The 23,520-nt window shown below is 51.1% G+C and carries 15 protein-coding genes; all 15 read left to right on the top strand.

Translation table 11 applies throughout. The features are described 5' to 3' along the window. Positions 1–17 precede the first annotated feature (17 nt). The 15 genes from bglS to M3194_RS25915 all read left to right on the top strand — a co-directional run bounded on the left by bglS (position 18) and on the right by M3194_RS25915 (position 23,203). Entirely contained in the window at positions 18–683 is a 666-nt protein-coding gene (gene bglS, locus M3194_RS25985; protein WP_397334386.1) for a beta-glucanase, read from the top strand. A 215-nt stretch (positions 684–898) separates the two neighbouring features. Further along, positions 899–2,632: an extracellular solute-binding protein gene (locus tag M3194_RS25980; protein ID WP_311292079.1), complete on the top strand. Its 1,734-nt coding sequence runs from the start codon at positions 899–901 to the stop codon at positions 2,630–2,632. A 196-nt stretch (positions 2,633–2,828) separates the two neighbouring features. Continuing rightward, positions 2,829–3,761: a formylglycine-generating enzyme family protein gene (locus M3194_RS25975; RefSeq protein ID WP_463674787.1), complete on the top strand. Its 933-nt coding sequence runs from the start codon at positions 2,829–2,831 to the stop codon at positions 3,759–3,761. Positions 3,762–4,153: 392 nt separating this feature from the next. Continuing rightward, the gene (locus M3194_RS25970) at positions 4,154–5,506 is read left to right on the top strand and encodes an extracellular solute-binding protein (protein WP_251657011.1); all 1,353 of its coding nucleotides are present in this window, start codon (positions 4,154–4,156) and stop codon (positions 5,504–5,506) included. A gap of 111 nt (positions 5,507–5,617) precedes the next feature. Then, on the top strand, positions 5,618–6,928 hold the full coding sequence (locus M3194_RS25965) for a sugar ABC transporter permease (protein WP_251657010.1): 1,311 nt from the start codon (positions 5,618–5,620) through the stop codon (positions 6,926–6,928). A 1-nt stretch (position 6,929) separates the two neighbouring features. After that, on the top strand, positions 6,930–7,772 hold the full coding sequence (locus tag M3194_RS25960; RefSeq protein WP_251657009.1) for a sugar ABC transporter permease: 843 nt from the start codon (positions 6,930–6,932) through the stop codon (positions 7,770–7,772). Positions 7,773–7,857: 85 nt separating this feature from the next. Continuing rightward, a complete protein-coding gene (locus tag M3194_RS25955) occupies positions 7,858–14,175 on the top strand; it encodes an S-layer homology domain-containing protein (RefSeq protein WP_251657008.1) in 6,318 nt (2,105 codons plus the stop codon). A gap of 185 nt (positions 14,176–14,360) precedes the next feature. Further along, positions 14,361–15,056 carry a response regulator transcription factor gene (locus M3194_RS25950; RefSeq protein ID WP_251657007.1) on the top strand — a complete coding sequence of 232 codons (696 nt, stop codon included), beginning with the start codon at positions 14,361–14,363 and terminating at the stop codon, positions 15,054–15,056. An 18-nt stretch (positions 15,057–15,074) separates the two neighbouring features. Then, positions 15,075–16,310 (top strand): sensor histidine kinase, encoded by a 1,236-nt coding sequence (locus tag M3194_RS25945; RefSeq protein ID WP_251657006.1) that lies wholly within the window; start codon positions 15,075–15,077, stop codon positions 16,308–16,310. A gap of 168 nt (positions 16,311–16,478) precedes the next feature. Next, positions 16,479–17,408, top strand: a complete 930-nt coding sequence (locus M3194_RS25940) for a polysaccharide deacetylase family protein (RefSeq protein WP_251657005.1) — start codon at positions 16,479–16,481, stop codon at positions 17,406–17,408. Between the two features lie 155 nt (positions 17,409–17,563). Continuing rightward, entirely contained in the window at positions 17,564–19,129 is a 1,566-nt protein-coding gene (locus M3194_RS25935; RefSeq protein WP_251657004.1) for an ABC transporter substrate-binding protein, read from the top strand. A gap of 30 nt (positions 19,130–19,159) precedes the next feature. Then, positions 19,160–20,917: a sensor histidine kinase gene (locus M3194_RS25930; RefSeq protein ID WP_251657003.1), complete on the top strand. Its 1,758-nt coding sequence runs from the start codon at positions 19,160–19,162 to the stop codon at positions 20,915–20,917. After that, a complete protein-coding gene (locus M3194_RS25925) occupies positions 20,914–22,518 on the top strand; it encodes a helix-turn-helix domain-containing protein (protein ID WP_251657002.1) in 1,605 nt (534 codons plus the stop codon). The genes M3194_RS25930 and M3194_RS25925 overlap by 4 nt, the downstream gene beginning before the upstream one ends. Positions 22,519–22,631: 113 nt before the next feature. Then, positions 22,632–22,904: a spore germination protein gene (locus M3194_RS25920; RefSeq protein WP_251657001.1), complete on the top strand. Its 273-nt coding sequence runs from the start codon at positions 22,632–22,634 to the stop codon at positions 22,902–22,904. Between the two features lie 11 nt (positions 22,905–22,915). Continuing rightward, positions 22,916–23,203: a DNA alkylation repair protein gene (locus tag M3194_RS25915; protein WP_311292071.1), complete on the top strand. Its 288-nt coding sequence runs from the start codon at positions 22,916–22,918 to the stop codon at positions 23,201–23,203. Positions 23,204–23,520: the final 317 nt, after the last annotated feature.

Genomic DNA, 23,520 nt, shown 5'->3' with positions numbered 1-23,520 from the left:
GTTCGGCGATTGTATCGATGTTGTTTGTCTCAAGCTCTTACGGGGCTACGGAATTTTGGGAGCCTCTTACGTATTATAATCCCGCTACCTGGCAGAAGGCGGACGGCTACTCGAACGGCGGCATGTTCAACTGTACCTGGCGGGCGAACAACGTAAGCTTTACGAGCGACGGGCATTTGAAGCTGGGCTTGACCAGCTCCGCCTACAACGTGTTTGACTGCGCCGAGTACCGTTCCGTCAACAAATACGGTTACGGTCTGTACGAGGTCAGCATGAAGCCGGCCAAAAATACGGGCATCGTCTCTTCCTTCTTCACTTATACCGGTCCGTCTGACGGTACGCCTTGGGATGAGATCGATATCGAGTTCCTCGGCAAAGATACCACCAAGGTTCAGTTTAACTATTACACTAATGGCGTAGGCGGCCATGAGAAAATCGTTGATCTTGGTTTCGATGCGTCGCAAGGCTTCCATACTTACGCGTTTAACTGGCAAGCCGGGTCTATCAAATGGTATGTGGACGGCGTACTGAAGCATACGGCAACCTCCAACATCCCAAGCAATCCGGGCAAAATCATGATGAACATCTGGAACGGTACTGGGGTAGACAGCTGGCTTGGAGCCTATAACGGCGCAAATCCCCTCTATGCCGAATACGACTGGATGAAATATACGAGCAATTAGGGCGGAGAAGCGGTGCGGGAGTACATCCTGTACCGCTTTTTTTATGCAGAATATACCAACTAGTAGCAGGCGGCCTTGTACAGTAAAATTTTAAGATACATATTCAATTTTCAATATCCTAAAGAAGTGCAATCGATGTTGCAATCTTAGTATAGAACGGGGTTGTTCGACTCCTTAATATAAGTCCTGTAAGCCAATACATTGCACTGGGGGAAATGCAGTTGAAAGAACAGAAAAGAAAATGGCTGCCTACAATGGTACTCGCGGGAGTTGTGTCTCTAACGGCGATTACAAGCGCTTGCGGCAACAACAATGCACCGGACAATGCCAATGCGAATGCAAGTCAAGAACCAAGCAATACTTCTGCTGCCGGAAATACGAATACAGGCACGGAAGCCAAAGACGTTAAATTCGATCCTCCGATCACGATTTCCTATTTGCGTCCCTGGGGTCCGGATGTGAAGTTCAAATCCGGTGAAGATCAAGATAATAACGTTCATACCAAATGGGCGCTTGATAAATTCGGTATTCAGCTTAAGAATCAATGGATCGCTCCTTCGACGAACAATGCCTTTGAAACGAAGCTCCGCTTATCTCTTGCGACCAACGAAAAGATGCCGGACATTATTTCGTACCGCGGCGACTTCACCCTCGTGAGAGAACTGATCGATTCCGGCAGATTTATAGATGCGGGCGAGCTGTTCGACAAATATGCAAGCCAGGTTTGGAAGGACGCGATGAACGAGGATCCGACTGTATGGTATCCGTACATGGAGGATGGCAAGCGGGTTGGCATTCCGATTCTGGATTACGCTTACAATGGCGACCCTGTCATGTGGATCCGTGAAGACTGGATGCAGAAGCTTGGACTGTCGGCGCCAAAAACGTTGGATGATCTCGAAAAAGTGATGGATGCCTTCACGAATCAGGATCCGGACGGCAACGGCAAGAAGGATACTTACGGTCTCGCAATCGGCTTCAAGAACTGGATCAATACATGGATGTCGGACGCGGGCTGGATCTTTGGCGCTTACGGCACAATGCCTAACCAATGGAACAAAACCGCGGACGGCAAGCTCGAATACGGCTCCGTAACCGAAGGCTCCAAGAAGGCGCTGGCCACGCTTCAAAGCTGGATGAGCAAAGGCTATCTGCCAACCGAAGCGGGTCTCTATGACGAGACGAAAGCGGCGGAAGACTTCACGGCGGGCAAAGCGGGTATCGTTGTTGGTCCTCACTGGATGCCGGCATGGCCGCTGGAAGACGTGAAGAAGAACAATAAAGACGCACAGTATAAAGCCTATTCGTTGCCAGCGGGACCAGACGGCAAAGTGGGACGTCACGGTACATCGAACTCCAACGGCGTTGTCTTGATTAATGCCGAGATGGAGCATCCGGAAGCGTTCTTCGCTTACCAGAATTACCTGTTCGAACAATACGCGAATCCTCAGGCTGGCGGAGAGTTCGAGAACGGTCTTGCCGAAGGCTACGACTGGGTTATGGTAGACGGCCAAGTGAAGACGGACGCGGCAAGCACAGGCGGTTACGCACCTGAGAAATATACGCTGACGTTTGACGGCGCGCGTATTCCAAGCTTGAACATGCAAGTGCTATCGAAGCTGGCGAATGGCGAAGAAGCGACTACTCCATTCGAGAAGAAGCTGAAGATGAGCACACCGCTGCCAATGCTGGAAGCGGCTAAAATCGTACAGGAGCAGAAGGATTCCGTTCTGCCTCAAATGTTCACGGGCGCTCCGACCAAGACAATGCAGACAAGCAACGATATTCTGGGAAAGATGGAGAAGGATACCTTCTCGCAAATCATCTACGGCAAAGCTCCGGTTGATTCCTTCGACAAATTCGTGGAGAAGTGGAAATCCTCCGGCGGCGATAAAATCACCCAGGAAGTAAACGAGTGGTACCAATCCGTCAGCGGCGGAGCAAAATAATAAGTAAAAAGCAAGACCGCCTCTCGAATGAAGAGGCGGTCTTTTTTTGGCCTTCTCTTGTTGTGGTAGTGTGGATTAATAGATTATAGTGAAATAAAGTATAAAGACGAATCGGGAAGGAAGATGAAGAGTGGCACAGGAATCAGACAATAATACGGAAAATTCCTGCTGTTCGACGCAGCGCTCATCCATCGTCATGGCTCCCAAGAACCTTAAGCTGAAAGCAGAACTTAAATCGGTGATTGCTGCACCGGCGAATGTCGATACAGCAGGCATGGTCCATATTCCGGGCGGCACCTTCCTGATGGGAACGAATGATAAGGAAGGCTTTCCTGCAGACGGCGAAGGACCGGTGCACAGCGTAACGGTAGATAGCTTTTATATGGATGAATGCGCGGTAACGAATGAACAGTTTGGGCGATTCATTAAGGCAACCGGTTATGTAACGGAGGCTCAACGGTTCGGCTGGTCCTACGTGTTCCACCTGTTTGTCTCGGAAGCCGAAGCGGCGAAGGTGAAGTCGGTGCCGCAGTCGGCCCCGTGGTGGTACCCGATTGAAGGAGCGGACTGGAATCATCCGGAAGGACCGGACTCCCGGATCGAAGGCCGCGAGGATCATCCCGTTATTCATGTCAGCTGGAATGACGCGATGGCGTATTGCGAGTGGGTGGGCAGACGCCTTCCAACGGAAGCCGAATGGGAGTATGCGGGACGCGGCGGTCTGGTGCAGAAGCGTTATCCTTGGGGGGATGAGCTGAAGCAGGGCGGCGAGCATAACTGCAACATTTGGCAGGGCAAATTCCCGGTCAAAAATCACGCCAGCGACGGTTACCTGGGAACCGCCCCGGCTAAGAGCTTCCGGCCAAACGGCTATGGCCTCTACAATATGTCGGGCAACGTATGGGAATGGTGCTCCGACTGGTTCAGTCCAGGCTACTATCAAAGCGGAGAAAACGACAATCCGGCTGGCCCCCGCGCGGGAGAAGGACGCGTCATGCGCGGCGGATCGTATCTCTGCCACAGCTCCTACTGCAACCGTTACCGGGTAGCGGCGCGGAGCAAAAATACCCCCGACAGCTCAACCGGCAATTGCGGCTTCCGCACGGTGCTGTCCGCACCGCAGCAATAATATAGCAAAGCCGTCTACCAAGCATGCCGTTAGCTTGGCGGACGGCTTTTTTTGTAGCCCGAATGCACCTGCGGCGCGGAGGCTGGGGCTATTTCAACCAAACCTACCTAAACCGTGCTTTCCCGATCTTAACGATGCCGCACATCGTTTAGGAACGCTCAATTGCCCCAAACTAGCTCGCAGCGCTGTTTTCCCCAAGCTTAACGATGTCCCGCATCGTTAAGCGACCTCTCTCCATCCGCCATCTCACCGACAGGTCACAATCTTAGCCTTTCAGGTCACCGGATTGGTAGTGAGGCACCCCCTCAGGCTCTTACAATTAACTCATGAACCACGGCAAACCGGGGTCAACAAATCAAAAAGAGTTGATAAAGGGAAGGGAGCTCTCAACGATGTTAAAGAGCAAAAAAATGCTTATCACGCTTAGCTTGCTGGCTGTGTCGATGTCGCTCGCAGCATGCGGCGGCAACAATAACGGCAATACCGCGGCTAATGCCAATGCCTCCGCAAGCACAAATGCAAACGCGAACGCACCGGCTTCCGAGTCGCCATCGCCAAGCGCGGATGCAGCGGCAACAGGCAGCAACGGGCCGACTGAAGCCAAGCCTGCGGAGCTGACGATCTGGCCGGACACGGCTGAAGACAAGCTCGCAGTCATTCAAGCAGCAGCAGACAAATATACGGCTGCGACCGGTATCAAAATCAACATCAAGCCTGTAGCCATGAACGACCAGCCGGATGTGCTTGCCCTTGACGGTCCCGCGGGCAAAGGTCCGGATCTGTTCTACCAGCCGGGTATCGGCAGCTTGGTCGTGAAAGGCCTCGTGCAGGAGGTGAAGGCATCCGACGAAGTAAAAGGAACGTATACACCGGAAGCGCTCGCGGCTCTTAGCCAAGACGGCGTTCTGTACGGTCTGCCGCTCGTCACCGAAACTTATGCTCTCTTCTATAATAAGAAGCTTGTTCCCAACGCGCCCGCAACCATTGCCGATCTCGAGCAAATCATGAAGGACCAGACTGATGCGAAGAAACAAAACTACGGCTTCCTTTTCGAAGCGGCAAACTTCTACTTTGCCTGGGGCTTCCTTGGCGGTGAAGGCGGCTACATCTTCAAAGACAATGCCGGCAAATATGATATCAACGATATCGGTCTGAACAAAGAAGGCACGGTAAAAGGCGCTACCTTGATCCAAAGCTGGTTCAACAACGGCTACCTGCCTAAAGGCGTGAGCGGCGACATCGTCGGCGGCCTGTTCACGCAAGGCAAAGTTGGCGCGGTAATCAACGGACCATGGGCGATTAACGATTACAAGAAAGCATTGGGAGACGATCTGGCGGTTGCTCCAATCCCTACTCTTGAAGGCGGCGCGCACCCAACCTCCTTCATCGGCGTAAAGGGCTGGATGCTCTCCAAGTTCTCGAAGAGCCCGGAGTGGGCGGCGGATTTTGCGGCTTTCCTGACGAACGAAGAGAACGCGCTTGAGTACTTCAAGAAAACGGGCGAGGTTCCGCCGGTTATCAATGTTCTGAACAATCCGGCTCTGACAGGAGATCCGCTGGTAGCCGGATTCTCGCAGCAAATCCAATACGGCCAGCCGTTCCCTACCGTACCTGAGCTTGACCATGTATGGGATCCAATGGCGAATGCATTGAAATTCATCACGGAAGGCAAGGATATTCAAGCTTCCCTGGATGATGCCGTCAAACTCATTAACGATAAGATGACCATGGCCGGCGCGAAATAAGGGCATTCACAGGTACGAGGCAAAAGCTTGAAACAAAGAAAAAGGGGCTCCTAGAAGCCCCTTTTCCTATAATATCTCAATGCATTCGGAATTATGGAAGGTGAACCAAACATGAACATCAACGCTCTGGAGCCGGCGCCGCAAGCTGACCCGATCAAGAACAATCATAATCCTCTCCTTGCGACCGTTCTCTCGATTGTGCCTGGATTAGGCCAGCTGTACAACCGAAGGTGGATTAAAGGAATTGTATTTCTTGTAATTGGCTTAAGCTTGATCATAGCGTTAGCCGTACCTATCGCAAACAACATTACGGGAATGATTACTCTGGGCGATAATCCGGAGACCGACGATTCACGGAATTTGCTCGTCCAGGGTCTGCTATCCTCCATCATTGGCATCATCCTGCTGGGACTTTACGTGCTGAATATACTTGATGCCCGCAAGGATGCGAGCAAACGGCAGGAGGGTATCCGCACGCCGTCGGTTCGGCAGGCCTTCCAGGACAGCTGGGAGCATGGCTTCCCTTACTTTGTTGTCGTGCCGAATTTCATTATGATGGCGCTGATCGTTATTTTTCCGCTGCTGTTTATGATCTCTCTCGCTTTTACCAACTACAACCTGTACAATTCTCCGCCCGCTCATCTGCTGGATTGGGTTGGCTTGGCGAACTTTAAAGCCCTGTTCACGGAAGCCGTGTGGAGCAAAAGCTTGTTTACCGTGCTTTCCTGGACGGTGGTATGGACGCTTGTCGCAACAACGCTTCAAATTATACTGGCCTTTTTCCTGGCCGTCATGATTAACGACAGTCGCGTTAGATTCAAGCGTCTGATCCGTACCGTGCTGATTCTGCCTTGGGCAGTGCCGTCCTTTATGACCGTGCTTGTGTTTACCGCGATGTTTAACGATACGTTTGGTGCGATAAACCGGGACATTTTCTCTCATTTTGGCGTGACTATTCCATGGCTGTCCGATCCAACCTGGGCTCGCGTAGCGATAATTGGCATTCAAGTATGGCTAGGCTTCCCGTATGTATTCACGCTTATTACCGGCGTGCTGCAAGGGATCTCGAAGGATTGGTACGAGGCAGCCGATGTTGACGGAGGCTCCCGCTGGAAGAAGTTCCGGTTTATTACGATGCCCCATGTGCTGTTTGCTACGGCTCCTCTGCTCATCATGCAGTATTCGTTCAACTTCAACAACTTTAATATTATTTATCTGTTTAACAAAGGCGGTCCTCCGGTGCCCGGCCAGAACTCGGGCGCAACCGACATTCTGATTTCATGGGTGTACAGTCTGACGTTCAAGGAAAACAACTACAAAATGGCGGCTGCCGTTTCCATCATCATGGGTATCGTGGTAGCGGCGTTTGCTCTCTATCAATTCAGCAGAACCCGTTCCTTCAGAGAGGAGGATATGTACTAAGATGAAGCGTTCATTCAAATCCGCTCTCGAAGTATCCGGCATTTATCTGGTCGTACTAATTATGTTCGTCATCATCCTGTACCCGCTGCTGTGGGCGTTCAGCATGTCCCTCAACCCGGGCACCAGCTTATTCTCGCTCAAGATGATCCCGGACAACTGGTCGCTGGAGCATTATGAATGGCTGTTCAACAATCCGAGCAGCAACTACACCTTATGGTATAAAAACACCCTGATCGTTGCTTTCATTAATGGTCTCGCATCGGTCTGTCTGGTCTCGATCGTTGCTTACGTATTCTCGAGATTCCGGTTTGTCGGCCGCAAGAACAGCATCTACACGTTCCTGCTGCTGCAGATGTTCCCGGTGCTCATGGGGATGGTTGCGATCTACCTGCTGCTCAACACGGTGAATTTGCTGGATACGTTTACGGGTCTGATCCTGATCTATGTATTTGGCGGTCTTCCGATGAATCTGTTTCTTGTAAAAGGGTACCTCGACACGATTCCGCGCGATCTCGACGAATCGGCCAAAATCGACGGAGCCGGCTACCTGACGATTTTCTTCAAGATTCTGATTCCGCTCGCTAGTCCAATTATTGCGGTTGTCGCCTTGTTTACGTTTATGGCGCCGTTCTTCGACTTCCTGACGCCGCAGATCATTATCCGCAGCCCGGAGAAGTTTACCTTGGCGCTTGGCTTGTACAACTTCATTAACGATAAGTTTTCGAATAACTTTACGATGTTTGCCGCAGGCACCATTCTAATTGCGGTTCCCATCTCGATTGTATTCCTGCTGCTGCAGCGGTTCCTCATCTCCGGACTTGCGGATGGGGCGACCAAAGGTTAACCGTTTCAAGAATGGCTTCAAATTCTTTATACCTATGCTTACGAAGCAGAATTGCTTCACAATTCTATTAGGAGGAATGGGATCAATGCCATCATTATTAAAGAAGCTGTTCATTCTTTGCATGGTGCTCCTTATTGCGATCCCCCCGCTGTCCGCTCAGGCGGACGGCGTTTCCGGGGTTAATAATGAAGACGCTTTCATTCGAATTCATAATCCTTGGCAGGGTTATTCGCTTTATGAGGATGCGCAAGGCAAGGTACGGTACGGCTATCCCGCTGCGAACGATCCGTATGCGCAGTGGATGATTGAAGAGAAGGACGGTCATAAGCGGATCAAGAACCGCGCGACCGGTCATTACATGAATTCCGAGCAAGTGACGGACGCGAATATTACCAATGCGGTTGAAAGCACGGCTATCGGCGAGGACTGGGTCTCCGATACGTGGGATATCGCGGAAGCTGCCGGCAAGCCGGGCGAATTCAACCTTATCAGTACGCGCAATTCCTCGTGGATTGTGAACTTCCAGATTCAAGACGGCAATGTGCAGTCCAACAACTGGGCGCAAAAGGATTGGGGCAGCGCGACCTGGACGCTTGATCCGGCGGAAGAAAGCGAACCCGTTCGGATCGTTAATCCATGGAACGGTTCTTATCTGTATGAGGAAGAGGGAGAAGTCAAATACGGCGAACGCGTCTTGAACGATACGTCTTCGCAATGGTTTGTAGAGGATAAGGACGGTCATAAGCGTCTCCGCAACCGCTCGACCGGTCATTATCTCCACTCGCAGGCAATAACGGCCGAGCAGATTACCAATCCGGTAGGGATTTCCGATATTGGCGAGGGATGGACGTCTGATCTATGGTCTTTGGAAGCGGCTGACGACAATGGCGGCATCAATATTGTCAGCTCCCGCGATAACAGCTGGATTGTGAATATCCAGGGAGCGGGCAACGGTGCCGACGGGATTGTTAGGGCGAATAACTGGGCGCAGAAGAGCTGGGGCAGCGCGGTCTGGAAGCTTGAGCCCGCGTCGGACTCCGTGCCCAAGCGAATTAAGAACAACTGGAAAGGCACTTATTTGTACGAAGACAACGGCCAGATCAAATACGGCGAGCCAGCCTATTCGGATAAAGCCTCGCAGTGGATTCTGATCGATTCGGCTGAAGGCACGCTGCTGCGCAATCTCGCAACCGGTCATTATGTGACGAGCGTGGATTATGCAGGAGCAACACCGCTGTCCGCTGAGGGTACGCCAAGCGTGGACTCGAACTGGATTATCGCGGCTGCCAAAACCGACAGCGGCGGCGAAGTGGAAGGTTACGTCACGCTGAGAAGCGCAGCCAACGGAGGCAGCTTCATCAATGTGCAGAATCAGGACGGCTTCGCGCAGGGCAATAACTGGGCGCAGGCAACCTGGGGAAGCGCGCAATGGGCGCTGGAGGATCCGGCTCCGCCGACAGCTCCAGTTGTTCCGTACATCCGAATCAAGAATAACTGGCTGCAGCTGTATTTGTTTGAAGATCCAAACGGAGTTGTTCAATACGGCAACGTCTTGCCTTCCGACCAGAACGCGCAGTGGCTGGTAGAAGAGCATGACGGCGTAAAACGGATCAAGAACCGCGGCACCGGCCATTATTTGAACAATGATGGCGTAACGGGTGACCGGGACGCTTTGAAGTCTACCGCTTTGGCTGTTGATTCAACGGCTGGCGATTGGACAATTGAAACGTATCAGGGCTACAAGCTGATCAGCAAGCCGGGAGATGACAGCGGGAAATACGTCAATGCCGAGAACAAGCTGAAGCATGCGCAGTATAGCGTGGTGCCAAAGGATTGGGGCAGCCCGAAATGGGAGTTTGTCACAGTTGGAGAGACAGCGCCGGCTTATGTGCGTCTGAAGAACAGCTATTTTGGCCAATATCTCTATGAGAATGAAGACGGCAAGGTAGCATACGGACAGCCCGATGTGAAGGATCCGGCTTCCCAATGGTCGATTGAGACCGCTCCGCAAGGCGTGTATATTGTGAACCGTGCAACCGGTCATATGATCTCGAACGAGAATATTAACCGTGATCCGGGCAATGAGACGGATCCTCATCTCAAGCCGCTCGAAAGTCTAACGCTGGATAAGACATGGGGCAGCGTACAATGGACGATGACCGATGTGGAAGGCTCGGCGAATACGAAGGTGTTCAGCAACAGCTGGAATCCGAACTGGAATAATGAAGCGGCTAATATCCACATGCAGGATGAGACCGGCTTTGCGCAGGCCAGCAATATTCCGGCGAATTGGGGCAGCGCGCAATGGGTGCTGGAGGCTGCGCCGCAAGCACCGACGGAGCTGCCGGAAGGGTTTATCCGCATCAAGAATGAAGCTTCCGGCGAATATTTGTACGAGAATGGCAGCAACGTTGTCTTGTACGGCACGCCTGCCGCTAATAACGCCGCATCCCATTGGAAGGTGACGAGCGAGAACGGTACGCAGCGTATCGTGAACCGTGCGACGGGTAATGCCATTTCCATCGAACATCTGCAAAGTTATCTCGAGACAACAGCATCGCCGTCTTCAGAGGATAGGAAGGTGCAATGGGTAGTGGAAAATGGCCCGTCAGCCGGTCTTTATCTTCTTCGCAGCAACGCGGAAGGCTTCGAAGACAACTATATCCATACCGAAGACCTGCAGGGCTATGCGCAATACGAGCTTAGATCCATGGAAAGCCGCGGCGTGCAGTGGAGATTCGAGACGGCACCGGCAGAAGCGGTGACGGTACCGTCTGTGGATGGACCGGCAAATGCGGTAACTCCGGTATTGAAGGAGCTTAACGCGGTTCGGATAGTTGACGCGGCAACAGGCAAAGCGTTAATCGAACGCAATGGCGCCATTGTGGCGGATACGCCAGCTGCTGTCGACGGCAAAGCAGCCGAATGGCTGCCGCAGGACTACAATGGGCACAAGCAGTATGTGAATCAAGCAACCGGCCGTAAGCTGGCGGTAAAAGCGAGTGGCCTCGCAACCGTGCTGACGGATGGAGCAAGCTTGTCCACGCAATGGGATGTCTCTGCTTATGCGGGTTATCAACTGCTTAGTAACGCTTCTTCCGACGGGCAATTCTTAACGATTGGCGATTCAGGCTCTGTCGCCGTTCAAGTCATTCAGCCGTCCGACGCCAAGGCTCATTGGCTGCTTCAACCGGTGAAGAGCGATGTCCGTTACGAAGCGGAAGAAGCTTTTATGACCGGCGGGGTGACCGCAAATGGAGCCTATGTATCCGGCTTTAAGCAAGAGGCTGCAGCATTGCTGTTTGCCGTAAATACGGACGGCGAAGGTTCGTATAGCGCCAACGTGCATTACCGCAATTCCGGCAGCAACACGACAACGCTAGCTGTCTATATTAACGGCTTGAAACAGGCTGAAGCGGTGGAATTCCCTGCTACTGGCAACGACTGGCGGAATATAGCACTCACGCTTCCTCTACGCTTAGGAATGAATACGTTCTCGCTGCAGTATGATAACGGCAGCACGGGCGGGATTGAGGTTGATTACCTCATGGTAGAAGATGCGGTGAACAAGGATTACCGCGGAGCAACCGTTCCTTTTACCACTTATGAAGCCGAGCATGGAGTAACAAACGGCACTCTGATTGAAGAGGATCGCACGTTCAAAACCTTTGCCTCCGAAGCATCCGGCAGGGAAGCCGTCCGTCTGGATGCTGAAGGGCAATATGTAGAGTTCCAAACAACGGAGCAGGCGAATGCGCTGACGATGCGTTATATTATCCCGGACGCTTCAGCGGGTGACGGCGAAGAACATACGCTGACGCTCTATATTAATGGAGAGAAGCAAGGCAAGATCACGTTGTCCAGCAAGTACAGCTGGGTGTACGGCAAGTATCCTTGGACGAATAATCCGGCAGACGGCGATGCTCACCGCTTCTACGACGAGTCGCGTTTGCGGATCGGGGATGTGCCGGCAGGCTCGACGGTCCGGCTGGTGAAGGAAGCTGACGATACAGCGGAGTACTATGTGGTTGATCTGGTTGACCTAGAGCAGGCGCCTGATGCATACGCCAAGCCGGACGGCTACGTGTCGGTGGTAGACTTTGGCGCAACGGCAAGTGACGGCACCGACGATTCGGCAGCTTTTGAAGCCGCTATTGCCGCTGCGAAAGAGGATGGCGTTGGCGTATGGATACCGGAAGGTCGATTTACGCTTGCGCAAGGTCCACTCCATATCGACAATGTAACAATCCGCGGAGCGGGCATCTGGCATACCGAGCTGCATGGAGCAGGCTTCCTGATAGAAGGCAGCAAGGTACGAGTCTACGATCTGTATATGGATCTTGGCGTAACAGCCCGTCATGACGAGCTGCGCGAAGCGGGGTTTGACGGTACCTTTGGCAAAGGCTCCATTATTCAGAATGTGTGGATCGAGCATGCCAAAGCGGGCATCTGGTCGATGCGAAGCAATGCGGGGATACCGACGGACGGCTTGTATGTTGGCGGCGTGCGCATCCGCGATACGTATGCCGACGGCGTTAACTTTACGACGGGTACAAGAAATTCGATGATCGAGCAGACCCATATCCGCAACTCCGGCGATGACAGCATCGCGCTCTGGTCGCAGAAGCCGGAAGGCGTATCCGATGATGACAGCCGGGTAAGCGGCAATACCGTTCGCTTTAATACCGTTCAACTGCCGTGGCTTGCGGATAACGTAGCGGTTTTTGGCGGGCGGGACAACAAGGTGCAGGATAACATCCTGTCGGATACGGTTGGTTTTGGTGCGGGGATCGCCGTATCGACGCGCTTTAATCCGGTAGCTTTTGACGGAACCACATGGATTGAGCGCAACACGCTGATCCGCACCGGCGGCCGCGAGCCAAGCTGGGGACAAAACTTCGGAGCCATTTGGCTGTTCACGGGCGACAAACCGATTGACGCGGATATTAAGATCCGCAATAACACGGCGCGGGACAGTACGTATCAGGGCTTGTATGTGAATGGGCCAAACGCCATCGCAAATGACACCCGGAGCATTACGGTTGAGAACTATGTCATTGACGGCACCGGCACATGGGGCATTCATGTAAACAATGACGTCAGCGGTTCGATTAATCTGGATAACGTTATTGTCCGCAACACCAAGATTGGTCCGATCTTTAATGCCGGATCAACGGGCTTTGAGCTGCGTACCGTTACCCATGAGGACCAATCGGGTACTGGGAATCCAGGCGGCGGCATAGAGCCTTCCGTTAATCATGATGCGGAGCTGAAGGCAGGGCTGACAGCTGGGAAGAACGAGATTGTAATTGACCTGCAAGCTGGCGGCGGCTCGGTTACTGCTGAGTTCTCCGCTTCCGCATTAAAGGCAGCGGCATCTGCCCCTCATGAAGCATCTATCATCATCCGATCCGGCGGCATGACCTACACGCTGCCTTCGAATATTTGGACCATTCTGGAGGGAGCGGGATATGGGGAAGCGTTGGCAGTCGCGGATGCTAAGCTGACGATTACACTCTCGCCTGTTTCCGGCACGATAGCAGCTGAGATGAACGATAAAGCGGCATCATCCGGCTTTACGATTGCAGGCAAGCCGGTTTCCTTCGAGTTGACGCTGCAATCCGGCGGCGAATCGATGCCGGTACACCAGTTCGGGAAGCATTTTGTAGGGAGGAGCTTTACGCTTGACGGCCAATTGGATGAACAACGCAGCTCGGTAGTTGTATATGATCCGGCGACCGCTCAGTTCAGAACAGTACCTGCTTTATTCGCAAGCGAAGGCGGCCATACCGTCGTCACGGTACTTAGCACAACGAACAGCTTGTATGCCGTTGCGGTTACGGATGCTGCCTTTAAGGATCTTTCCTCCCATTGGGCGAAAGAAGATATTATGCTATTGGCCAACAAACGAATCGTGAATGGCGTCTCGGCAGACCTGTTTACGCCAACCCGCAATATTACAAGAGCCGAGTTCGCGGCGCTGGTAGTGAAGGCGCTTGGCTTAACTCCGGCAGGTGAGGCGTCTATTGTATCTTTCGCGGATGTGGCTTCTACTTCCTGGTATGCTTCTTATGTGAAGACGGCTGTCCGGTACGGCATTGTAAAAGGAATGAGCGACGGCAACTTCCGTCCGAATCAGGAGATTACCCGTCAGGAGATGGCGGTTATGCTGGCACGGGCGTTGAATATGGTCATGAAATCCCAAGCTGGGGCGGCGGATTTTGCGCAAGACGGCACCCAAATCGCGGATTGGGCACAGTCAGCGGTCAACGAGCTTGTAGCTGCAGGTATTATGCAAGGCAAATCGGCCGGCAGCTTTGCGCCGCTTGACCACGCAACGCGCGCCGAAGCAGCCGTAACGCTGAAGCGATTGCTTCAGGCAGCAAGCCTAATGAATAAATAAGGATAGATGGCGTCATGGGGGATTTTCCCTGTGGCGCTATTTGTTTTTTAACAAATTGGTAGAAATATGATAAAAAGAGAAGAGTAACAAAATATAATCATTCACTGAATATTTAGATGTTAATAAGTTTTTGATAAGAAATGATATGTATACTAACGACAATAATGAGTATTCCAGGAGGCACTATGGCGGTAAGCACAATATTAATGGTTGATGATGAGGCTGAAATCCTTAAGCTGATGAGCTTATATCTTAAAAACGAAGGCTACAAGTATCTGCAGGCATCTAATGGGCTGGAGGCTCTTGAAATTTTAGAGAAACAACCTATCGATCTTGTCATTCTCGATCTTATGATGCCGAAGATGGACGGGATCGAAGCTTGTATGAGAATACGGGAAAAGAATCATATTCCGATTATTATGCTGTCCGCCAAAAGCCAGGATATCGATAAAATATCCGGTCTTAGCGTTGGGGCGGACGATTATGTAACCAAGCCGTTTAGTCCGCTTGAATTGCTTGCGCGCATCAAATCGCAGCTTCGGCGCATGAATCATTTTAAGACCGGTCCTTCGAACACGAACGAGATTCATATCGATAATATCGTGATTAATATTGCCTCTCATACCGTGACGGTGGATCAGAAGGAGATCAAGCTGACTCCCCGGGAGTTTTCCCTCTTGAGATTTTTGGCTGTTAACCGTGGCAACGTGCTGAGCATGGAGCAGATCTATGAAGAGGTTTGGAACGAGCCTTTTATGGAATCCAAGAATAGTGTAATGGTTCATATCCGCAAGCTGCGCGAAAAAATTGAGTCGGATCCGCGTGAACCCCGAATTATCAAAACGGTTTGGGGGATCGGCTACAAAATTGAAGCCATCTGATGACGGAAGGAATTTGAGATGAATAATAAATGGATGTTCACGATCCGTTGGCGCTTGCTGTTTATCCTGTTCTTGAGCCTTGGCATGACGGCGCTCGCTCTTTTTGTCTGTTATTATTTGACGGGGCTGCTCCTCGAGGTCAAAGTGCTGAGAGCACCGTTTAAGTGGATCATTGAAACGTATGGATCCGAGCCGGCCATGATTGTAGTAGGCATCATTTGTTTCCCGTACTTCTTCTTTGTAGCGAGCGGAGGTCTTGTTAAAGATTTGCGCAACGTCGACGTGGGGCTTCGGGACATATTGGACGGGCGGTTAGGCGGGCAGGTCCAGGTTGGAGGAAGGGATGAGTTAACCCGAGTAACGGAGAGCCTTAATCAGGTAAGCAATAAATTGGATCATTACCTGGAGGAAATTATACAGGGGCTGGAAGAGATTGCGAAGGGCAATTTCGATCATCAAATTCCGGAAATGGCCGGAAATAAAATGGGGAGAATGGTAAGCAGCATTAATCGGATGAGCGAGCAGCTTAATCGATCCATCCAAGAGGAGAGAAATGCCGAGAAGACGAAGAACGATTTGATAACCGGCGTTTCACATGATCTGCGGACGCCGCTCACTTCTATTTTGGGCTTCCTTGAAGTTATTGAGAAGGATCGTTATCAGGACGAAACAGAGTTAAGATATTACGTGAACATTGCCTACGAGAAGTCGTTAAGCCTGCGCCGGCTGATTGACGATTTGTTCGAGTATACCCGGATTAACAACGGACTGCCGCTTAGTCTTCGGGAACTCGACATTATCGGATTGCTCCGGCAGCTGAACGACGAGTTTGTTCCGGCTATGGAAGGCGCAGGGATGACCGGCAGGCTGAAATTCGACGAAGTAAGCTGCAAGATCGTCGCGGACGGAGGTTTATTGGTCAGGGCATATGAGAATTTAATTGCGAATGCCATCCAATACGGCCAAGAAGGCAAATATGTCGACATCGAATTCGCGCGAGAGAATGCCGATGTGGTGGTGCGAATCATAAATTACGGGGAGCCGATTCCGGAAAGGGATCTACCCTATATCTTCGACCGGTTCTACCGGGTAGAACGCTCCCGTTCCAAGGAGACGGGGGGAACCGGACTTGGACTTGCCATTACCAAGAGTATCATAGAGCTTCATGGCGGGAAAATTACCGTTCGCAGCAGCAAATGGTTTACTTCCTTTGAGACGCGCCTCCCAATTTCAGGTCCTATCCAAGCTGATTAAAAGGAAAACAATCATATAAGCTGTTACCGGTCCTTGTACCCGTAACAGCTTTTTTCATTTTTCGATAAATCTTTAGGAGAAGTTAAGGAGTTCATAAGGAGTTCGCATCCCGTTTATTAAGTTATGCCTTTTATACTGACTTCATCAGTCACATAGGAGGCATGTTTAATGTTAAGCAGAGGCAGATTTATTATTTTATCCTTGGTCAGCTTGTTTGTTATTGCTCTTATCACTACAACCGTATACGCGAAAGGAATCTCCGGTCTATCATTATCGAGCATAAAGACAAATCAGGCAGTACCGGTCAAAAGCTCCGGAGCTGACCCTCATGCACCAAACGTTGCCGTTCTTATGTACCATCATATAATGGACAAGCCCACACAGGACGGCATTATTTCGACCAAGCAATTCGAAGAGCAAATGCGTTTGCTTAAAGAACAAAATTATCATGTTATTGGATTGGATCAATACAGAGATTTTATTCTTCACGGAGCGGCTATTCCGGACAAGGCCGTCTTGATCACCTTTGATGATGGCTATGAATCTTTCTATAAGCTGGCATATCCGATCTTGAAGAAATATGGTTACTCCGCAGTCAGCTTTGTCATTGTATCGAGAATCGACCATCCGGTTAACGGCGAAATCCCCAAGATGACTTGGGATCAACTGCGCGAGATGAAACAAAACGGCATTGCGCTTATGAATCATACTTATGATCTGCATAAGTCGGCAGCGGTTAACGCAGCCGGCGGACAGAAGCCAATGACGGTCGGAAAGCTGTATTTGAAGGATCAGAAACGCCAAGAGACGGATGCCGAGTACCAGAAAAGGTTGAGCGAGGATCTTAAGAAGGCCGAGGATCGGTTGAAAGATGAATTGGGCAATACGTATGGCGCACTGGCTTTTCCTTATGGCGCTTATAATGACGAGCTTCTAAAGATCGTGAAAAATCTTGGCATCGATTTGACCTTTACCGTCAAGCCGGGGCTGACCGACCAATCGAATGCTAACGCATATCGAATTAACATGGGACGTTCCGATGTAAAACCGGAAGAATTCATGAAGCAGTTAGGCGAGTTTGAAGCAGGAAAGCGCTAAGAGAACAAAAGGGGTTGTTCCAATAAGGGACAACCCCTTTCTGATTTGGACCATAAGTCACAATCTTGTTATTTGAAGTTACAATTAGAGTAGTCGGAAAGAATCAAGCCGTTGTATGATGAGGTATCTAACCTTACGCCAAGGAGACGAGTGACATGTTTAACAGAGCCAACAAGAAAGCGCTTCCAATTATAATCGGATCGCTGCTCGTCGTCGCTATTCTAATTGCTTTCTCGACGATGTACGGACAAACGCCTAAACCGGCCAAGTCAACAGCCGATTCCCATACAGATACAGACAACAAATCCTCTGCAGCCAGGCCGGCAGCAGACAACAATACCGATCAGCTCGTTATGGTTTTCCCTGCGGGAAACGTGCCCAAGGACCTTAACCTGGTTGAAGACAAAATCAACGACTATCTGATGAAAAAAATCAATGCTACTCTCGATATCCGCACCATCGACATGGGCTCCTGGTGGGATAAGACCGGGCTGATGTTTGCGTCCGGCGAGCAGATGGATATTCTCTTTACCGCGGGTTGGATGCGCTTTGGCGATGAGATTGCGAAGGGACGCTACCTTCCGCTTGATGAGCTGTTAGACAAATACGGGGCCGGTATCCGCAAAATCCTTGATCCTTCCATACTGGAAGCCAGCAAGGTAAACGGCAAGCTGTATGGCATTGTGACCAACAAGGAATTTGCCTCGAGCAAAGGACTTGTTCTCCGCCAGGATCTCGTCGACAAATATGATATGGATATTTCCGGGATTAAGACGCTGGCTGATTTTGGGCCAATTTTTGAGAAAATCAAGCAGGATGAGCCTGGTGTAGCTCCACTCCAAGCACGCGCGGACCGCAGTCCGCTCACGTTTATGATGCAGTACGGTATTTTTGACATGCTGGGAGAAGGTCCCGGCGTGCTCCGGCGCGAAGGGCAGTCCACGAAAGTGCTCAATATGGCGGAAACTCCTGAATTTATGGCATACGCGAAGCTGCTCTATGAATGGAATCGCAAGGGTTACCTGAACGCGGATGCAACAACATCGAAGGATAATGAGTATGACGCGGTAAAAGCCGGCAATGCCTTCGCCTATGCGGAGTCGCTGAAGCCCGGCTTTGAGATTCAAGCCTCGCGGGATACCGGCTATCCGATGGTGAGCGTTGAGCTGACAAAGCCTTATACCACAACGGCGGATACCACAAGCGCCATGTTCGCTATAACCCGTAATGCGAAGCATCCGGAGAAATCGATGATGCTGCTTAATCTGCTGTATACCGATCCTTATTTGCTGAACCTGCTCGATTGGGGTGTCGAGGGGGTTCACTATGTGAAGAAATCGGATAATGTCATTCAATACCCGCCCGGCGTAGATGCCAAGACGGTTGGTTACAACCTCAATCAGCCATGGATGTTTGGCAATCAGCTGAACTCCTATTTATGGGACAACGAAAATCCCGGTCTGTGGGAGGAATACCGCAGCTTTAACGAGCAGGCGGACAAGTCGAAGGCGCTTGGGTTTGTGTTTAACCCGGAGCGGGTGAAGGCCGAGATAGCCGCTTCGATTCTCGTTGAAAAGGAATTTATGCCGGCGTTTAACACCGGAGCGCAGGATCCGGAGAAAATCATGCCGATGTATATAAGCAAGCTGAAAGCAGCAGGCGCGGATAAGGTCGTCCAGGAGAAGCAGCGCCAGCTTGATTTATGGCTGGCGAACCGCTAGAAGTTCTTTACCCAGGAGAGGAGGAAAGCAATGAGACAAGCAACGATGCGTTCCAGACTGATTATTGGCTATGGTCTCGTGACGGTTCCTCTCGTCATCCTTCTGTTATGGAACAACCTCTACGCCACCAAGGTCGTTCACTCCCAGGTCGCGCAATCGAACCGGAATATGCTCACGATGTATATGAACGATATGGATCAGGTGCTTGGTGAGATCGAGAACTATTTATACAAAGCGGCGGAACAGGATCAAAGCCTGATCTCGCTCAGCCAATATGACAAGGACAGCTGGGAGTATTATTTGTCCACGACGCAGACGTCAAATGATTTGGATCTGAACATTAACTATTATGATGCAGCAGATGTTCTATTCGCTTATAGTGCCAAATACGGTCAGCTGCTGGTGGCCCAGCAGCAATCCGTTACATACGATCGTAAACAGGAGATCCAGTCAAAGCTGAAAGAGCTGCTCGCTAACGGGGATCCGTCAATCCGGGCAGGCTGGAACGTTGTGGAGCTGAAGGGGCAATATGCGCTCGTCCGGGTGGTTGATACGAATTACGATTCGTATATCGGGGCGTGGATTGATCTGAACCGATTAATGGAGCCCATGCGGGTTCTGGGGCAAGGAGGCAAGGCCGAGGCGCTTCTTGTATCGGGTCAAGGGAAGCCTTTATCTACGGTAGGCTCTTCGATCCGTCAGAAGCTTGAAGACTTGGACCTGACCGCCTATATGGATAACGGCAATGCGGCTTATAACATCGTGAAGCTGGGCAATCCCTATCTGCTTGTAGCCAAGAGCTCCAGAATGGCGGATATGAATCTGATTTTCCTGCTGCCGGAGCGCACGCTGCTGGAAGGCCTTCCGATCTTCCGGAAAATGACGTTTCTTATTCCGATGCTGGCGGCTATCATGCTGGGTCTTTATCTCTTCTTTCTCCAGAATTCGATCGTCAAGCCGATCCATCATTTCATTAAAGGGATGCGCAAGATCCGTTCGGGCGACCTGAGCGTCCGGATGGAGGATTATAAGCTGCAGGAATTTATTACGCTCAAAGAAACGTTTAACGGAATGGCCCAGCAGATCGAGCATTTGAAGATCGATATTTATGAGGAACAGATCCGAACGCAGAAGGCGGAGCTGAAGCATCTGCAGGCTCAGATCCATCCTCATTTCTTCATGAACTCTCTTAATATTGTCTATCAGCTCGCTCAGATCAAGGACTATGAAGTGATCCAGAATATGTCGCTGCATCTTGTGCGGTACTTCCGGTTTACAACAAGAACCCAGGTGTCGACGGTTACGGTAAAGGAAGAAGTCGAGCATATCTATCATTATCTCTCGATTCAGAAGTATCGTTTTCCGGAGACGCTCGCCTTTGATTTCCACGTGGATCCGGCGTTGGAGAAAGCAAGTCTGCCGCCGCTCAGCATTCAGCCTCTTGTTGAGAACGCCATGGTGCACGGCTTCTCCATCCGAACGGGAACACCTTTCCATATCCGGGTGAAGGTATGGGCCGAGGGCGAAGGGGATGACGCCGAGATGGTCATCGAAGTAGAAGATAACGGGAAAGGCCTTACCGAGGAACAAAAGGAACAGTTGCGCTTGAAGGTTTATCAGCTAGAGCCCGGTGACGGCAGCTTGGGGCTGTGGAATGTGGTGCGGCGCTGCAGGCTCTATTACAAAGGTACAGTCAGAATGGCATTTGACAGCGTTGATCCGCAAGGCACGGCCGTTACGCTGCGTGTGCCGAGGAACAAAACGGGCGAAAGGGAGCCGGGACAATGATACGAGTGCTCATTGTGGATGACGAGATTTATGCGGTGAAGGGACTTCGTTCCGGCGTCCGCTGGGAGATGATTGGGGTGGACGAGGTTTATGAGGCATATCATGCTCCAATGGCGCAGCAGGTGTTGGTCGAGCAGCCGATTGACATCGTCATTTGCGATATAGAAATGCCCGAGATCAGCGGGCTGGAGCTGATGGAGTGGGTGAAGTCCCGCGGCATGCAGCCGGAGACGATTGTCTTGACCTGCCATTCCGAATTCGAGTACGCCAAGCGCGCGATTCATCTGGGAAGCTTCGAATATTTGCTCAAGCCGGTCGTTTATACCGAGCTGGAGGAGACGCTTCTCACGGCGATCTCCAGAGTGAAGGAGAAGCGGAGAATCAGCGAAACGGATGATCAGTATAACAAAATCGTTGAGCTGTGGAATAGCCGCAAGCCGCTGCTTGTTGAGCGCTTCTGGCAGGATCTGCTGGAGCGCAGAGTATCAACGGGCCGAGAAGCAATCCGGCAATCCTTGTCTGCTTATGATATGAGGCTTAGTACGGTAGAACGGGTTCGCCTCATTCTCATTAGCGTGGAGAGCTGGGAAAGACCGCTTAACGAACGCGATGAGCTTATTATGGAATTTGCTCTGCGCAAGGCAGCCGAAGAGCTGCTGCTGGAGAAGCTGCCGGGCAACGTTATTCAGGATCATCGCGGCAATATTCTGGTTGTGCTCCATCTTGGCGAGATTGATGCGCAGAGAGCTGAGCTGGAGGCGTTATGCCGGAATTATATAGAGGCCTGCAGCCGCTACTTCTATTGCCGCGTATCCTGCTATATCGGGGAGTTGTCCGCCGTTACCGATGTGCTGCAAAGCTATCTGGGCCTGCTTAACAAGGAATACCGCAACGTCAGTATGGCGGGCGGGATCATTTGGAGCGAGGATCCATCGAGTAACGCGGTCAAGCCGGCTGCTCCATTTACGGAATCGATGCTGGACTGGGCCGATTTGCTTGAACAAGGTGATGCGACGGAACTGAAGCGCAGGCTGGAAGAATGGACGGATGCGATTGATCCGAACAAAGCTACTGTAGAGACCTTAACGGCTTCTTATCATGCGCTGCTGCAAGTGATCTATTATGCCATGCATCGAAAAGGGCTTCAAGCCCAGCAGCTGTATGACAATCATGCCTGCTCCGGGGTCGAGACGGCAACCCGTTCAGTTGGTCAGTTCAAGATCTGGGTGCGCTGCATTGCCGATGCCGCCGGCAGCCTGTTTATGAGAACAATGGCCGTCAGCCCGATCGTGCAGAAGGTAAAAGCTTATATTGCCGAGCATCTGAATGAAGAACTGTCCCGCGAGCAGCTGGCATCTATTGCTTTTGTGAACCCCGCCTATCTCTCGCGTTTGTTCCGCAAGGAGACCGGCATGGTGCTGACCGATTATATATTGAAGGAAAGAATGGATAGAGCCGCGGAGCTTCTGACAACAACGGACCGCAGCATCAGCGAGATTGCAGACGGTCTCAGCTATGGCAACTTCTCGTACTTCGCGCGTTTGTTCCGCAAGGTGCATGGGGTAACTCCGCAGGAATACCGCAAGCCGTACCGCAGATAATCATGAGCCACCCTTGAGGGTGGTTTTATATTTCCTTCATAAAATTTCCTTTCAAGGGAATCATAAGGAAAACGAAGCGGCGGAGTTTGCCCTACAAGAATGGAGGGATGTACATGGAGCATAGCGAACAAGAGCAGCCAACTGCGCCATTTGCATCCGTGAAGGATAATATCGCCTTTATCAGACAATCACTTGGTTCACCCGCCGATTTATTAATCCACACCTTTTTAACGGCAGACGGTGAAAAAGCGGCAGTTGCATGCATCGAAGGCTTGGTCGATAAGCAGGTTATTCAAAATCAGGTCATCAGCCAGCTAATGCAGGTTGGTGGGAGCTATTTTACCCGTTCCGACCGTACCGAGGGCTTGCGGGATTCCATCTATTAAAATTTACGGATTTGATCGGAGACAATCCGGATCGCTGGATCCGGTCGGACAATATGTGGCTTCGCAGAACGGCTCTTCTCTATCAACTGAAATATAAGAAGCATACGGATCCGGAGCGTTTGTTTCACTATATCGATCTGCAAAAAGATGAGGGCGAGTTCTTTATCCGCAAAGCGATAGGCTGGGCGCTTAGAGAATATGCGAAGACGGATCCGAAGGTCGTCCGTCCTTTTGTAAAGGAGACCCCATTGTCTTCTCTCAGTGCGAGAGAAGCTTTGAAGCATATAGGGAAGGAGTGAGCAAAGTCTGCTAGAGAAAGTTTTTCAAAAAAAGACTTGCAATCGTATTTACGCCTATGGTATATTCTAATTCCGGCCGAGAGAGACACGCGGTTGGGACAGAAAAGCTTACAATCATCGAAAAACTTGATGAAAAATAAAGCTTGACACTGAATTCGATAACGTGATAAGATATGCAGCGTTGTTGAAAAAATTGTTCTTTGAAAACTGAACAACGAGCAAAACTGCCCCGTTAGAAATAACGGAAAAGCGATAAAACAAGTTTGAGCAAGTCAAACAACCAAGGGGTTTTCGTCGATCGGTTTCGGTCGAACGAT

This window comes from Paenibacillus glycanilyticus, assembly GCF_023715145.1.
GTDB classification, from domain to species: Bacteria; Bacillota; Bacilli; order Paenibacillales; family Paenibacillaceae; genus Pristimantibacillus; species Pristimantibacillus glycanilyticus_A.
Note: the sequence above shows the minus strand (reverse complement) of the source record. Positions and strands in the feature narration are given on the sequence as shown.

What these genes read in the sequence shown, in the direction of transcription:
- bglS (WP_397334386.1), top strand. Translation starts at nt 18, where the DNA reads ATGTTGTTTGTCTCAAGCTCTTACGGGGCTACGGAATTTTGGGAGCCT.
- M3194_RS25980 (WP_311292079.1), top strand. Translation starts at nt 899, where the DNA reads ATGCAGTTGAAAGAACAGAAAAGAAAATGGCTGCCTACAATGGTACTC.
- M3194_RS25975 (WP_463674787.1), top strand. Translation starts at nt 2,829, where the DNA reads ATGGCTCCCAAGAACCTTAAGCTGAAAGCAGAACTTAAATCGGTGATT.
- M3194_RS25970 (WP_251657011.1), top strand. Translation starts at nt 4,154, where the DNA reads ATGTTAAAGAGCAAAAAAATGCTTATCACGCTTAGCTTGCTGGCTGTG.
- M3194_RS25965 (WP_251657010.1), top strand. Translation starts at nt 5,618, where the DNA reads ATGAACATCAACGCTCTGGAGCCGGCGCCGCAAGCTGACCCGATCAAG.
- M3194_RS25960 (WP_251657009.1), top strand. Translation starts at nt 6,930, where the DNA reads ATGAAGCGTTCATTCAAATCCGCTCTCGAAGTATCCGGCATTTATCTG.
- M3194_RS25955 (WP_251657008.1), top strand. Translation starts at nt 7,858, where the DNA reads ATGCCATCATTATTAAAGAAGCTGTTCATTCTTTGCATGGTGCTCCTT.
- M3194_RS25950 (WP_251657007.1), top strand. Translation starts at nt 14,361, where the DNA reads ATGGCGGTAAGCACAATATTAATGGTTGATGATGAGGCTGAAATCCTT.
- M3194_RS25945 (WP_251657006.1), top strand. Translation starts at nt 15,075, where the DNA reads ATGAATAATAAATGGATGTTCACGATCCGTTGGCGCTTGCTGTTTATC.
- M3194_RS25940 (WP_251657005.1), top strand. Translation starts at nt 16,479, where the DNA reads ATGTTAAGCAGAGGCAGATTTATTATTTTATCCTTGGTCAGCTTGTTT.
- M3194_RS25935 (WP_251657004.1), top strand. Translation starts at nt 17,564, where the DNA reads ATGTTTAACAGAGCCAACAAGAAAGCGCTTCCAATTATAATCGGATCG.
- M3194_RS25930 (WP_251657003.1), top strand. Translation starts at nt 19,160, where the DNA reads ATGAGACAAGCAACGATGCGTTCCAGACTGATTATTGGCTATGGTCTC.
- M3194_RS25925 (WP_251657002.1), top strand. Translation starts at nt 20,914, where the DNA reads ATGATACGAGTGCTCATTGTGGATGACGAGATTTATGCGGTGAAGGGA.
- M3194_RS25920 (WP_251657001.1), top strand. Translation starts at nt 22,632, where the DNA reads ATGGAGCATAGCGAACAAGAGCAGCCAACTGCGCCATTTGCATCCGTG.